Source organism: Bradyrhizobium sp. 137, from assembly GCF_023074095.1.
In the GTDB taxonomy this organism is placed as follows: domain Bacteria; phylum Pseudomonadota; class Alphaproteobacteria; order Rhizobiales; family Xanthobacteraceae; genus Bradyrhizobium.
Genome location: NZ_JADPKU010000042.1, coordinates 61,481 through 74,947 on the forward strand (window position 1 = coordinate 61,481; position 13,467 = coordinate 74,947).

The 13,467-nt window shown below is 63.3% G+C and carries 10 protein-coding genes; 1 reads left to right on the forward strand and 9 read right to left on the reverse strand.

Annotated features, from left to right (window positions below; genetic code table 11):
- Positions 1-19 precede the first annotated feature (19 nt).
- From mdoH to topA, 8 genes are all read right to left on the reverse strand, one after another.
- A complete protein-coding gene (gene mdoH, locus IVA78_RS08090; protein WP_346015465.1) occupies positions 20-2,275 on the reverse strand; it encodes a glucans biosynthesis glucosyltransferase MdoH in 2,256 nt (751 codons plus the stop codon).
- Positions 2,158-3,618, reverse strand: coding sequence for a glucan biosynthesis protein G (locus IVA78_RS08095; protein WP_247277181.1), 1,461 nt, complete (start codon positions 3,616-3,618; stop codon positions 2,158-2,160). Before IVA78_RS08095 ends, mdoH begins: the two co-directional genes overlap by 118 nt.
- Positions 3,619-4,074: 456 nt before the next feature.
- Positions 4,075-4,242, reverse strand: a complete 168-nt coding sequence (rpmG, locus tag IVA78_RS08100) for a 50S ribosomal protein L33 (protein ID WP_007603295.1) — start codon at positions 4,240-4,242, stop codon at positions 4,075-4,077.
- Positions 4,243-4,366: 124 nt separating this feature from the next.
- Entirely contained in the window at positions 4,367-5,692 is a 1,326-nt protein-coding gene (locus IVA78_RS08105) for an LLM class flavin-dependent oxidoreductase (protein WP_247277007.1), read from the reverse strand.
- 249 nt (positions 5,693-5,941) lie between these two features.
- On the reverse strand, positions 5,942-6,694 hold the full coding sequence (locus IVA78_RS08110) for an NUDIX hydrolase (protein ID WP_247277008.1): 753 nt from the start codon (positions 6,692-6,694) through the stop codon (positions 5,942-5,944).
- Positions 6,695-6,726: 32 nt separating this feature from the next.
- Positions 6,727-7,167 (reverse strand): DUF983 domain-containing protein, encoded by a 441-nt coding sequence (locus tag IVA78_RS08115; protein ID WP_247277009.1) that lies wholly within the window; start codon positions 7,165-7,167, stop codon positions 6,727-6,729.
- Positions 7,161-9,518 (reverse strand): ribonuclease R, encoded by a 2,358-nt coding sequence (rnr, locus tag IVA78_RS08120; protein ID WP_247277010.1) that lies wholly within the window; start codon positions 9,516-9,518, stop codon positions 7,161-7,163. Before rnr ends, IVA78_RS08115 begins: the two co-directional genes overlap by 7 nt.
- A 7-nt stretch (positions 9,519-9,525) precedes the next feature.
- Positions 9,526-12,276 carry a type I DNA topoisomerase gene (gene topA / locus IVA78_RS08125; RefSeq protein WP_247277011.1) on the reverse strand — a complete coding sequence of 917 codons (2,751 nt, stop codon included), beginning with the start codon at positions 12,274-12,276 and terminating at the stop codon, positions 9,526-9,528.
- 228 nt (positions 12,277-12,504) lie between these two features.
- On the opposite strand from topA, the gene IVA78_RS08130 reads away from it, so the two are divergent.
- The gene (locus IVA78_RS08130) at positions 12,505-12,744 is read left to right on the forward strand and encodes a hypothetical protein (RefSeq protein ID WP_247277012.1); all 240 of its coding nucleotides are present in this window, start codon (positions 12,505-12,507) and stop codon (positions 12,742-12,744) included.
- Positions 12,745-12,909: 165 nt separating this feature from the next.
- Here IVA78_RS08130 and IVA78_RS08135 read toward each other — a convergent pair whose 3' ends face one another.
- Positions 12,910-13,380 (reverse strand): helix-turn-helix domain-containing protein, encoded by a 471-nt coding sequence (locus IVA78_RS08135; protein ID WP_247277013.1) that lies wholly within the window; start codon positions 13,378-13,380, stop codon positions 12,910-12,912.
- Positions 13,381-13,467 lie beyond the last annotated feature (87 nt).

The following is a 13,467-nucleotide window of genomic DNA, read 5'->3' on the forward strand; positions in this document are numbered from 1 at the left end:
GCGGCCCAGGTCGAGCTCTTCAACCAGCTCCATTCTTACCTGCGCGAGGCATCTCAAGGACCCTCTGGAGCAGCGTGGGATGGCCAAGAACGGCGCGCAATTCCGGTTTGTCGAGCCATGCTGCTGCGTCCTCAAAGCTTTGGCATTCCTCGAGCTTGATGGTTGCCGTCGCCAATGGCACGTCGACGGGGCCGAATTTGCGCGGACTGGCAAGCGATAGTGATCCCAAATGCGCGCCTAACAATTCCAGATCCTGGCTGAGCTGGTGTAGTGCCCCGGCCATCGCGGTGGGCTCAGATGCGGCGAGTTCGTTTGCACGGAGCACCACAGCGGGCGGGTTGTTGGTTTCCGGCGTGGCAAAAAGTCCAGGCGTCTTCAGTCGTGCAGACGTCATGAGACCCAACGGGATTGAAAGCAGAAGACCCAGTACGACAGGCGACATCCAAAGCAGCAGGGGCAGAGAGACCGCGTAGGCACTGAGCGATAGCGCCAATCCGCAGAGCGTAGGGCCGGCGAGCTTGCGATAGATTTCGCCGCGAGCCAGCTCGCCATCGCTCCGGCGCTGCACCTGCCAGCCGGCGTCCCGACCAGCTAGAATTTCAAACACGGCCTTGGTCTGGAGGATCATCATGCATGGAGCGATCAAAGCCGCAAGAAACGTCTCGCAAGCGACTCCGGCCAGTACGCGAGGACTCCTTGCGAATCCGATCCGCTCTTTTCGATTGCCGATCAGCACCAGGTAGGCGAGCAGCTTCGGCAGGATCAGAAGTCCCATTGTCGCTGCAAAGACCCGGGCGGCAAGCACCGGGTCCTGTTGCGGCCAGGTCGGAAACAAACTGAAGCCTTTGGGAAAATACTCCGGTCGGATGAAATGCGCCTGCAGTGCAATCAGCAGGCCGAGTACCAGGAATAGAAACCACAGCGGCGCGGTGACATAGGAGCCGATGCCCGTAAGCAAATGCAACCGCGAGACCCAATGTAGCCCGCGGGCGGGCAACACCGCCAGATGCTGAAGGTTACCCTGGCACCAGCGGCGATCTCTTGCCGCAAAGTCCAGCAGTGACGGCGGGACTTCTTCGAAGCTGCCGCCAAGGGCCGGTGCCAGATAGATTTTCCAGCCCGCGCGGCGCATCAACGCGGCCTCGACAAAATCATGGCTTAGGATGTGACCCCCGAAAGGCTTACGACCGCTCAGCTCCGGCAGGCCGGCCTCCGCAGCGAACGCCTGCACCCGGATGATGGCGTTGTGGCCCCAGTAATTGCTGTCGCCACCGTGCCACCAGGCATTGCCGGCTGCAATGATGGGGCCGTAAACACGCCCCGAGAATTGCTGCAGCCTACTGAAAATTGTGCGCGCGTTGACGATGACCGGCTGCGTCTGGATCAGCGCAGCAGCGGGATGGGACTCCATCGCGTGGACAAGGCGAACTATTGTGTCGCCCTCCATGAGGCTGTCCGCGTCGAGAACGATCATGTGATCATAGGCCGACCCAAACCTCATGACCCAGTCGGCGATGTTGCCGGATTTCCGCGCGATATTGTTGGAGCGATGCCGGTAGTACAGCCGCGCGGCGCAGCAGGCGCGGCGCAGCCCAATGAACGTCATCTCTTCACGAATCCAGATGTCGGGGTCGCTCGTATCGCTCAGTAAGAACCAGTCGAACTGGTCCCCATATCCGGTAGCTTGAACTGATTCATACATGGCGCGCAGTCGCGCCATGAGATGATGCGGGTCCTCATTATAGGTGGGTAGCAGCATGGCTGTGCGGGAGGTTACACGAGGCAGGGGGCCCGTCGTATCGATCGGCAGACAAGACCGGGTGCGCGTGAGCAGCACGAGGAATCCGGCGAACGCGGACATGAAGGAGAAGGCGACCCATGCGAGCAGCACGAGGAAAAAGCCGAGCAGCATCGCCTCGAGGAAGGTTACACCGCCAACCTTCACCACGTCATACATGCCGTAGCCGCCTGCAAGCGTCAGCACCCCAGTCCCGACAAAAATAAAGAGGCGGCGGAGCGTCAAGGCGGTGCCCGAATGTACCGGCGACGGGTTAGCCTCAGTCGCGCGATCCAGCCGGCACGGCAGCATCGGCATCGGGCTTTCTGGCGGGAGGAATGTGCTGCCAGGTGCGTCCGGCGACGGCGTCGGCGACGGCCTCAGGGCGTCCATCGATAGGTCCACACTTCGGAGACTGGCGCTTCGTTTTGCGCCAAGAAAGCTCGTAATTCGATGGCGGCTTGCTTCTTGACCGAGCATTGGAAGCTCAGACGCCATCCGCCTGTCATGGGATTAGGTTGCGTGACGATGTTGCTGATTTCGGCTTGTGCAGCGGTCACCACACCTTTGATGGTCTTGGCATCGATGCCTTTGAGTCGCTCCCCCATCAGTTCCAGCACGAACAGTTTGCTATCATCTCCCCGGCTTCCGATCGCCGTTCGCGTGAACCGTGCGAGCGCCTCCGGTTTGGGGGCGTCCGGACCCCAGTGCAGCCGATAGGTGAAGATGTGTTCGCTTTTGGCGGTCAGCGGGTGCTTGGGTTGCCAGAGCGCTGCGATGTTATCGTGAATCTCCTCCTTGGTAGGTATCTCGAATAATTTCACCGCTCCTTCGCCCCAATCTCCGATCGGCTCGAACCATAGACTTGGGCGCTTTTCGAAGTTGGATTCGAGATCCTGATAGGCGAAGAAGTTCCTCTCCCGCTGCATCAGTCCGAAGCCGCCCGGATTGACATCGGCAAAGCTGCTGACCTGCAGATCGTGCGGATTGTTGAGGGGACGCCAGAGTTGCTCACCTCTGCCGTTGAAGATCGCAAGTCCATCCGAGTCGTGAACCGCGGGGCGGAAATCGTCAAAATCTTTGCGATCGTTCGGCCCGAAGAAGTACATGCTGGTCATAGGCGCGAGCCCGGCATGCTCGATGTCTACCCGGGGATAGAGAACCATCTCGACGTCGAAAACCGTGCTTTGGCCTGGCCGGATCGTGAATCGGTAGCTTGCGGCCGCGCTCTTGCTGTCCAGCAGCGCGTGCACCACGATGGACGAGGCATTTGGCGTCGGCTTCTCCAGCCAGAAAGCCTTGAACACCGGGAATTCTTCGCCCTTGCTCTCGCCGGTATCGATCGCTAGCCCGCGCGCCGACAGGCCATACGTCAGTCCTTTCGCGACTGCTCGAAAGTAACTGGCGCCCAGGAACACACAAACTTCATCGTAATAATCCGGCCTGTTGATCGGCGCGTGAATGCGGAATCCGCTGAACCCGATGTTGACATCCGGCCATTGTCCGAGACCCTCTCCGAACGAGAAGTCGTCGCGCCGATACGGGATCGGTATGACGCTCCTATTCACCACCTGAAAAATGTCGACCCGGTTCTTGTAGAAAAAGCCGCGGTGAAAAAATTGCACTTCGAACGGTAGCTTCTCATCACGCCACAACGCCTTCTCAGGCGCGAAGCGAATTGATCGGTATTGGTCGTAGTTGAGATTCTTCAGTGCATCCGGCAGCTTCTCGTCGGCAGGCGCGAATGATTTCGCGGCAAGCGCGCGGGCAAGTTCGCGCACGTAGGATGGGCTGAATGGCTGGGCGGGCCCCGTCTCAGCCTTCCCTGCACGCAGTAGCATGTTGGCAACTGAGAACGCAGCCGATACGCGAAGGACTTGCCGGCGGTTCACGCTCACGTCTCCCGGTTCGAAACAGGTGGGAAAACGGCCTATGTTCCCCGGAGTTCCGTGCGGGTAGGAGGATCTGCCACTGGTGACTTCAGCAGAATGTTCGAATGGACTGAGGAGGGGATTTGAAGCAAGACTGGCGTGAACTGCGGGGCAGCTCTCGCGGCTGGTCTGCCAACTGCCGGAGCTCGCGGTGTTTGGCGTTTCCCAAGTCCGCACGCTCAGATTAGCTCAGCTCTCGCGACCCGGACGCAGCGCAGGGTCATCTCGGTGGTGTGCTGCAGAGCCGGGCCCATGGCCCTGGATCGCTGTGTGGCTTGCTCAGGCGCTGCAGCGCGCCGAGGGCGAGAGCCAAAATAAAACGGGGCCCTGAAGGGCCCCGCAAAGCTCTGCAACGCTGCGCCGAACTTACTTGATCTTGGCTTCGCGGAATTCGACGTGCTTGCGCGCGACCGGGTCATACTTCTTCTTGACCAGCTTGTCGGTCATGGTGCGCGAATTCTTCTTGGCGACGTAGTAGAAGCCGGTGTCGGCCGAAGACACGAGCTTGACCTTGATGGTGACCGCTTTGGCCATGTTCAAAACCTCAGGAATGAAGGAAATCTGGAGCCGGCCAAACGGCCCGCGTTGGCCGGCAACCTAGCCAGAAACCGCCTGATGTCAAGGTTTTAGGGGGCAGAAACCACCCAAATCGGCCCGATCAGGCCTCGAAGAAGCGGTTTTTCGGCCGCGGCAGGCCCAGATTCTCCCTCAAAGTGGCCCCTTCATACTCTTTGCGGAAAATCCCGCGGCGCTGCAGCTCCGGCACCACTTTGTCGACGAAATCGTCGAGACCGGCGGGCAGGAACGGGAACATGATGTTGAAGCCGTCGGAGCCGCGCCCGACAAGCCATTCCTCCATCTGATCCGCGATGGTCTTGGCCGTGCCCACGAACGAAAGGCCCCCATAGCCGCCGACGCGCTGGGCAAGCTGGCGCACGGTGAGCTTTTCGCGCGCGGCGAGATCGACCATGCGCTGGCGACCGCTCTTGCTGGCGTTGGTCTCGGGAATATCGGGGAGCGGGCCGTCCGGATCGAAGCCGGAAGCGTCGGTGCCGAGAATGACGGAGAGCGAGGCGATGGCGCTGTCGTAATGCACGCGGCTGTCGAGCAGCGCGCGCTTCTCCTTCGCCTCATCAACGCTGTCGCCGACCACGACGAAGGCGCCGGGAAGGATCTTCAGGTGCTCGGGATCGCGGTCGACCTTCGCCATGCGGCCCTTGATGTCGGCATAGAGCTTTTGCCCGTCGGCGAGGCTGCCGCCGCCGGTGAACACGGCCTCGGCCGTCTCTGCCGCGAGCTGCCTGCCATCTTCGGAGGCGCCAGCCTGCACGATCACTGGCCAGCCCTGCACGGGGCGGGCGATATTGAGGGGACCGCGCACTTTCAGATATTTGCCCTGGTGGTCGAGCGTGTGCATCTTCGCGGGATCGAAGAACAGGCCGGTCTCGACGTCGCGCACGAACGCATCGTCGGCGAAGGAGTCCCAGAGCCCGGTGACGACGTCGTAGAACTCGCGGGCGCGCTTGTAGCGTTCGGCGTGCTCCATGTGATCGTCGCGGCCGAAATTGAGCGCCGCGTCCGGATTCGAGGTGGTGACGATATTCCACCCCGCACGCCCGCCGCTGATGTGATCGAGCGAGGCGAAACGGCGCGCGACGTGATAGGGCTCATCGAACGTGGTCGATCCCGTAGCGATCAGGCCGATGCGCTCGGTGACGGCCGAGAGCGCCGACAGCAGCGTGAACGGCTCGAACGAGGTCACGGTGTGGCTGCGCTTGAGCGCGTTGATCGGCATGTTCAAGACGGCGAGGTGATCGGCCATGAAGAAAGCGTCGAACTTGCCGGCCTCGAGCTTGCGGATCAGCGTCTTGATGTGGCCGAAATTGAAATTGGCGTCAGGCCAGGCGCCGGGATAGCGCCAGGCGCCGGTGTGGATGCTGATCGGGCGCATGAACGCGCCAAGCTTGAGTTGCCGTTGTGCCATCGCCCGCTATCCGTTCTTGGTGACGCTCGGGAACACATAGGCATGCCGGGCAACTCCGCCATTGGGGAGGGCGGAAAGAATTTTTTGTTTTTCGATGTGGGCTCAGTAAATTCGCATCATTCCGGGGCGCCGCGTAGAGGCGAGCCCAGAATCCATCGAGCCGTGGAGACGATGGAGAAATGGATTCCGGGCTCGCGCTGCGCGCGCCCCGGAATGACCAGAGGAAAGAGCCGCGCCGTGAATGACGGCCTAGCTCAAAACATCCTTCTGCATCTTGCCGCCGTAGAAATGGAAGAACGGCACCGGTGCATCGTGGCGGAGCGGGCCGGTGGCAAGGCGGGTGTCGAGCTCGTTGAGCACGTTGCGTGTCATCGGATGCAGGTCTGCGAGTGGTTTTGAGCCGAGCTCGACCCAGACCAGCTCGACCAGCTCGGCATCGGCATGGATCACGCCCTCGACGCGATGGGTGATCGCGGAAGCATCCGCGGTAAAGAAGCGGGTGTCGAAGCGCTTGACGCGGCCGGGCGGAGTGATGGCGCGGGCGATCAGGAACAGGCCGGAGGGATCGGGCAGCAGGCCGGCATCCGCGAATGGCTTCCAGGGGCCCTCGAGCTTCGGCGCCTTGCCTTCAGCCTTGCGGCCGAGGCAGAGACCGGTCTCCTCGCAGGCTTCGCGAATCGCGGCAATGGCGAGCGATTTGGCGCGCGAGGGAGGAGTCTTCGGGCTGCCCTTGGCGAGATTGGCTTCGAGCTCCGCGGTGATGGGGGCGGCGCAGGGCACGCGATAATCGGCCTTGTCGACACGGCCGCCGGGGAAAACGAACTTTCCGGGCATGAACACCACCTTGTCGTGGCGCTTGCCGACCAGCACTTTGGGAATAGGCCCGCTGCGATCGACCAGGATCAGTGTCGCTGCATCCCTCGGACGAAAATAGGGATGGTGGTCGGCTTCCTTCTCCTCGTGAACTTTAGCCTTCTCCTCTGCCGGCGAAATATCCGTCATGTCCTCACCCAAACCGCTCTTGTTTGTTTTGCTTACACAGGCGGAATACCATCGGGAGGGTTCTCGTCAAACCCGTGCATGCGCAGAGCCCATTGCAAGCCGACCACAGCTCCCTTGACGGGCTGCAACAGCGCGAGCGAGGCGAGGAAGGTAAAAGGCAGATAGGCCACGAAACTGAGCCACACCGGCGTCGTGTAGTTGGTCTCGATCCAGAGGATGGCCGGTACCACGATGTGGCCGACGATGACGATCACGAGATAGGCGGGCAGATCGTCGGCGCGATGCGGGGTGAAATCGAGGTCACATTTGGCGCAATTGTCCGCCGTCTTCAGAAAGGCGCGGAACAGCTTTCCCTCGCCGCAGCGCGGGCAGCGGCCGCGAAAGCCATGCTTCATCGCAGCCCACACGTCGCGCCTCTCGACAAGGCCGGTCTCGCGCGTCCAGATCTTCGGCGCCGTGCTCATCGTCACCATGCCTTGCCCTTCTGTCCCTTGCTTTTGCTCTTGCTTTTCCCCTTGGCCTTCTTGCCCTTGCCGGATGTCTTCTGTTTCTCCGGCCTGCGCTTCTTCTCGGGACTGCGTCCCGGATGCGGCGTCGACGATTTGCGCTGCGGGCGGAACGGCCTGCGTTCGCGGGAGCCGGTCTCACCGGCCGATGACAGCAGCTCGAAGCGCAGCGCTCCTGCGATGGGAGCCGCTTCGATCAGACGAACGTCGACGACGTCACCGAGCTGATACATGGTGCCGCTGCGCGTGCCGACCAGCGCGTGGCGGCTCTCGTCATAGTTGAAATATTCCGTGCCGAGGGATCGGATCCGGATCAATCCGTCGGCGCCGGTCTCGGCGAGCTTGACGAACAGGCCGGCGCGGGTGACGCCGGAGACGCGGCCCTGAAAACTCGCGCCGATGCGGTCGGCGAGATGGTGCGCGATCAGGCGATCGACGGTCTCGCGCTCCGCCTTCATCGCGCGCCGTTCGGTGAGCGAGATATGGGCGGCGACTTCACCGAGAGATTCGGGCGTCGCGCTGTCGGGCAGGGCGCCTTCGCCGAGGCCGAGCGCGCGGACCAGCGCGCGATGCACGACGAGATCGGCATAGCGGCGGATCGGCGAGGTGAAGTGCGCATAGCGGCGCAGGTTTAGGCCGAAATGACCGTAGTTTTCCGAAGAGTATTCCGCCTGGGCCTGCGCGCGCAGCACGACCTCGCTCACCAGCGGGTAATAATCGTGGCCTTCGAGCTGGGCCAGCACGCGGTTGAACAGCGTCGGGCGCAGCGCACCTGATTTCGTGAAGGGGACGTCCAGTGTCTCCAGGAACTCGCTGAGGGCGTGGACCTTCTCCAGCGTCGGCTCGTCGTGCACCCGGTAGATCAGCGGCAGCGATCTCTTCTCCAGCATCTCGGCCGCGGCGACGTTGGCGAGGATCATGAACTCCTCGATCAGCTTGTGCGCATCGAGACGCTCCGGCACGACGACGCGGTCGACCGTTCCGTCGCTCTTCAAGAGGATCTTGCGCTCGGGCAGGTCGAGATTGAGCGGATCGCGCTCGTCGCGCGCGCGCTTGACGCAGGCGTAAGCCGCGTAGAGCGGCTTCAGGATCGGATCGAGCAGCGGGCCCGTGGTATCATCGGGCCGACCGTCGATCGCAGCCTGTGCCTGCGCATAATGCAGCTTCGCCGCCGAGCGCATCAGGATGCGGTGGAAGCTGTGCGAGCGCTTGCGGCCGTCGGGTCCGATCACCATGCGCACCGCCAGTGCGCCGCGCGGCTCACCCGGCACCAGCGAGCAGAGATTGTTGGAGATGCGCTCGGGCAGCATCGGCACGACGCGGTCGGGGAAATAGACCGAGTTGCCGCGATCGAGCGCGTCGCGGTCGAGCGCGGTGCCCGGCCGGACATAGAAGCTCACGTCTGCGATGGCCACGTTGACGATGAAGCCACCCTTGTTGTTGGGATCGTCGTCGGGCTGCGCGTGGACCGCGTCGTCGTGATCCTTCGCATCCGGCGGATCGATGGTGACGAGCGGCACGTCGCGCCAATCCTCGCGCCCTTTCAGGTTCGCAGGCTCCGCCGCCTCCGCCTCGCGCTCGGCCGCGGGCGAGAATTGCAAGGGGATGTCGTGGGCGTAGATCGCGATCAGGCTGATCGCCTTCTCCGACTTCACCGAGCCGAGCCTCTCCTTGACGCGACCGGAGGCCAGGCCAAAGCCGCGCGAGCGGACGATGTCGACGCTGACGAGGTCACCGTCTTGCGCGCCTTGTGTATCGGTCTTCGCGATGTTCAGCTCGCGGTCGGCGAACTTCTTGTCGACGGGAACGAGTCGTCCGCCGCCTTCGGAAAGACTGCGGAAGACGCCGAGGATGCGGCTCTTGGCCTTGTCGATGACCTTGATGATGCGGCCGCGATAGGCGGGACCTGCGTCCTCGTCCGAGCGCTCGACGCGCAGCAATGCGCGGTCGCCGACACCGGCGGCCGTGCCAGGCTTGGGCCGGCGCGGCATCTCGATCAGGATTTTTGGCGGCTCGCCGCTTTCGACCTCGTCCCATTCGGCGGGGGAGGCGATCAACTCGCCGTCGGAGTCGCGGCCGGTGATATCGGCGAGCAGCGTCGGCGGCAGCGTGTCGGGCTCGGAGACCTTGTGGCGCTTCTTCTTGATGATGCCGTCGTCGCCGAGCTCGCGCAGCATGCGCCTGAGCTCGGCGCGATCGGCGTTCTTCAGGCCGAACTCGCGCGCAATTTCGCGGGTCCCGACCTCTCCGTGGTTTGCCTTGATGAAGGCGACGATGGCTGCCCTGTCGGGAAAGCCATGGTCATTCTTGCGTTTCACTTAACCTCTAATTCTTGCCGGCACTCTTCTTGGCCGGGGCCTTGGTGGCGGCCGCCTTGGTCGGCGACGTCTTGGCAGTCGACGAGACGGCGGCGCGCGCCTTGCTGGTGGATTCGGTTTTCGATTTGGCCGGGGCTTTCTTCGCCGCCGGTTTCTTCGGCTTCGGCGCGGCGTCCTCGCCGTCCGCAGCCTTCTCAGTAGTCTTCTTGGCCTTGGCAGGCTTTGCCGCCTTCTTCGCCTTGGTCTTGCTGCCGCCCTTGGCCGCGCGTTCGTCGATCAGCGCGATCGCCTGCGGCAGCGTGATGGCATCCTTTTCGAACTCGGCCGGGATCGTCGCGTTGACACCGCCTGCGGTGACATAGGGGCCATAGCGGCCGCTCTTCACGGTGACGGTGCCGAGCGTCGGATGGTCGCCGATCGTCTTGCCGGGATCGGCGCCGAAGCGGCGGCTCGGGCCCTTCGCCGCCTTCTCGGCGATCAGCGTCACCGCGCGGTTGAGGCCGATGTCGAATACTTCGTCGCCGGCTTCGAGACTCGCATAGGTCTTGTCGTGCTTCACGAACGGCCCGAAGCGGCCGAGGCCGGCGGTGATCGGCTGCCCCGTCTCTGGGTGCTTGCCGATCTCGCGCGGCAGCGACAGCAGTTTCAGCGCAAGCTCGAGGTCGACATCGCTGGGCGAGGTGCCCTTCGGAATGCCCGCGCGCTTCGGCTTCTCGCCTTCCGCATAATCCTTCTGCTCGCCGAGCTGGATGTAGGGGCCGAAGCGGCCGGCCTTGACCCAGACATCGAAGCCGGTGTCGGGATCCTGGCCGAGCGAGCGGTCGGCGCTAGCTTCCCCATCGGCGGCGAGCTGGCGGGTGTAGCGGCATTCCGGATAGTTCGAGCAGCCGACGAAGGCGCCGAACTTGCCGGCCTTGAGGTTGAGCCGGCCGGTGCCGCAATTCGGGCATTGCCTGACGTCGCCGCCATCGGCGCGCGGCGGGTAGATGTGCGGGCCGAGCATCTCGTCGAGCACGTCCAGCACCTGCGCGACGCGCAGGTCCTTGATCTCGTCGACGGCGCCGATGAAGTCGCGCCAGAAATCCTTCAGCACCTCCTGCCAGGAGATCTCGTTATTGGAGATGCGGTCGAGCTGCTCTTCGAGGCCGGCGGTGAAATCGTATTCGACATAGCGGCTGAAGAAGCTTTCGAGGAACGCGATCACGACGCGGCCCTTGTCCTCGCCGTGCAGGCGCTTCTTCTCCAGCTTGACGTAGCCGCGGTCCTTCAGAACCTGGAGGATCGAGGCATAGGTCGAGGGACGGCCGATGCCGAGCTCTTCCATGCGCTTGACGAGGGATGCCTCCGAGAAGCGCGGCGGCGGCTCGGTGAAATGTTGGGTGACGGCGAGCGACTGCCGCTTCAGGGCTTCGCCGGCGCTCATGCCGGGCAGGCGGCGGGAATCCTCGTCCTCCTCGTCGTCGCGCCCTTCCTGGTAGAGCGCGAGGAAGCCGTCGAACTTGATGACTTGACCGGTGGCGCGCAGCTCCAGCGTACGGCCGCCGGCCTTCGCGGTGATGTCGACCGTGGTGCGCTCGAGCTCGGCCGCTTCCATCTGGCTTGCGATGGTGCGCTTCCAGATCAGCTCGTAGAGTTTCGCCTGGTCGGAATCGAGCTTGCGGCTCATGCTGTCGGGCCGGCGCGACAGATCCGTCGGGCGGATCGCCTCGTGCGCTTCCTGGGCGTTCTTGGCCTTGGCCTGGTACTGGCGGGGAGCGTCCGGCACATAGGCGTTGCCGTAATCCTCGCCGATCACCTTACGCGCCTGGGTGATCGCTTCAGGTGCGATCTGCACGCCGTCGGTACGCATATAAGTAATGAGTCCGGTGGTCTCCCCGCCGATGTCGATGCCTTCATAGAGCCGCTGGGCGATGCGCATCGTGTGCGCCGGCGCAAAGCCGTATTTGCGGCTGGCTTCCTGCTGCAGCGTCGAGGTGGTGAAGGGCGCCTGCGGATTGCGCCGCGCGGGCTTGGCATCGACCGCGGTCACAGCGTAGGCGGCCGCTTCCAGCGCCTTCTTGAAGTCGTCGGCTTCCGCGCCGGTGCCGATGTCGAGGCGCTGGATCTTCTTGCCGTCGGCGCCGACCAGACGGGCCTCGAAGGCATCGCCGCGCGGGGTCAGCAGGGTCGCGACCAGCGACCAATATTCGCGCGCGACGAACTTCTCGATCTCGAGCTCGCGATCGCAAACGAGGCGCAGCGCCACCGACTGCACGCGGCCGGCCGAGCGCGCGCCCGGCAGCTTGCGCCACAGCACGGGGGAGAGGGTGAAGCCGACCAGATAGTCGAGCGCGCGGCGCGCCATATAGGCGTCGACCAGGGCGCCGTCGATCTGGCGCGGATGCTTCATCGCGTCGGTGACAGCCTGCTTGGTGATGGCGTTGAACACCACGCGCTCGATCTTCTGGTCCTTCAGCGCGCGCTTTTCCTTCAGCACTTCGAGCACGTGCCAGGAGATGGCCTCGCCCTCACGATCGGGGTCGGTGGCGAGAATCAGGCGGTCAGCGCCCTTCAGCGATCTCGCGATATCGTTCAGCCGCCCGGCGGCCTTGGGGTCGACCTCCCAGATCATCTTGAAATTGGCGTCAGGATCGACGGAACCGTTCTTGGCGGGAAGGTCGCGGACATGGCCGAACGAAGCCAGGACCTCGTAGGACGAGCCCAGATATTTGTTGATCGTCTTGGCTTTCGCCGGCGACTCCACAATAACGATATTCATGTAGTTCCAGTAACTTACGGGAAAATCTTGGGCCGAAAACCAAAGGATTCGGGTCGGCCGTTTCGACCCGAACATGGGTGGTGAGGCCGTCCCTGTCAAATCGGGGCGTGTTGAAGGCCGCCGCGGTAGGAAAAGTTTCATATCGAAAAAGTTGCAAAATACCACCTTGGAGTTGCGATCGATGTCGGCGTAAGGTTTCTGCGGGGCATGGATTCGGGGTGGGGTCTGGTGGCTAAGCCAGCAAGGAAACGGGCGCGCGCCGGATCAGGCGCGCCGGGAGGCTCGCGCAACGAGGAACCGGGGGAAGGCGGGGCGGATGAGGCGGTCGCCTTCATCGCGGAGCAGACGGCCGCCCTGCGCAAGCTCGCCGAGCGCCACAAGCTGCACATGTTGCATTATTTATTGGGCATGACCCAGCTCGAGGCCGACGAGCATCTGAGATTGCGGACCAAGCGCAAGCTATCGTGAGATTCTAAAGTCGTCTCGGCGAAGCTGGGACGCATAGGACGTGAACTATCGAGAGTGCGCACCATCCGCACCGGCGGAGGATCGCTGCCTGTCTTCGCCAAACTGCTCCCGGTGGTTATGGGTCGCGTCGCCGGGACGACGTTGAGGAGAGATCGTGCGCGACGGCTATCCCGCCGCCCTTCGCCGCGGCGCCGGCCGCGGTTTCAGCGTGGTATCGGCCGGCGAGAGCAGGCGGCCGTCCTCGGCGCGCAATTCGAGTTTCTTCACCGGGCGGCCTTTGGCGCGATCGACCAGAATGGTCGCGATCTCGTCGGGGTGGTCGTCGAACTCCTCGCTCCATTGCCGTAGCGCGACCAGCACCGGGAAGGTGCCGCGGCCCTTCGGCGTCAGCACATATTCCTGGTAGGCGCTGCCGTCGGAAGCGGGGGCGGTCGCCAGAATGCCGTGCTCGACCAGTGACCGCAGGCGCGCGGCCAGAATGTTCTTGGCCATGCCGAGCTTGCTCTGGAATTCGCCGAAGCGCCGCACGCCGAACAGTGCCTCGCGGATGATCAGCAGCGACCACCAGTCGCCAAGCGCCTCCAACGACCGTGCGATCGGGCAGGAATCGCCGTCGAAGCTCGTTCGTCTCACCATTGTCTCTCGTCCTGTCGCGTTCGCCCGCGTGCCGCGCCGATCACGCGCTTGTGTGGTTGCATCATAAAACCATTTGTCTTAGATGAC

Coding starts and splice junctions, on each gene's coding strand:
- topA (WP_247277011.1), bottom strand. CDS start 12,276: ATGAATATCGTTATTGTGGAGTCGCCGGCGAAAGCCAAGACGATCAAC.
- IVA78_RS08110 (WP_247277008.1), bottom strand. CDS start 6,694: ATGACGGATATTTCGCCGGCAGAGGAGAAGGCTAAAGTTCACGAGGAG.
- IVA78_RS08115 (WP_247277009.1), bottom strand. CDS start 7,167: ATGGTGACGATGAGCACGGCGCCGAAGATCTGGACGCGCGAGACCGGC.
- rpmG (WP_007603295.1), bottom strand. CDS start 4,242: ATGGCCAAAGCGGTCACCATCAAGGTCAAGCTCGTGTCTTCGGCCGAC.
- IVA78_RS08135 (WP_247277013.1), bottom strand. CDS start 13,380: ATGGTGAGACGAACGAGCTTCGACGGCGATTCCTGCCCGATCGCACGG.
- mdoH (WP_346015465.1), bottom strand. CDS start 2,275: ATGGCGTCTGAGCTTCCAATGCTCGGTCAAGAAGCAAGCCGCCATCGA.
- IVA78_RS08105 (WP_247277007.1), bottom strand. CDS start 5,692: ATGGCACAACGGCAACTCAAGCTTGGCGCGTTCATGCGCCCGATCAGC.
- IVA78_RS08095 (WP_247277181.1), bottom strand. CDS start 3,618: ATGCTACTGCGTGCAGGGAAGGCTGAGACGGGGCCCGCCCAGCCATTC.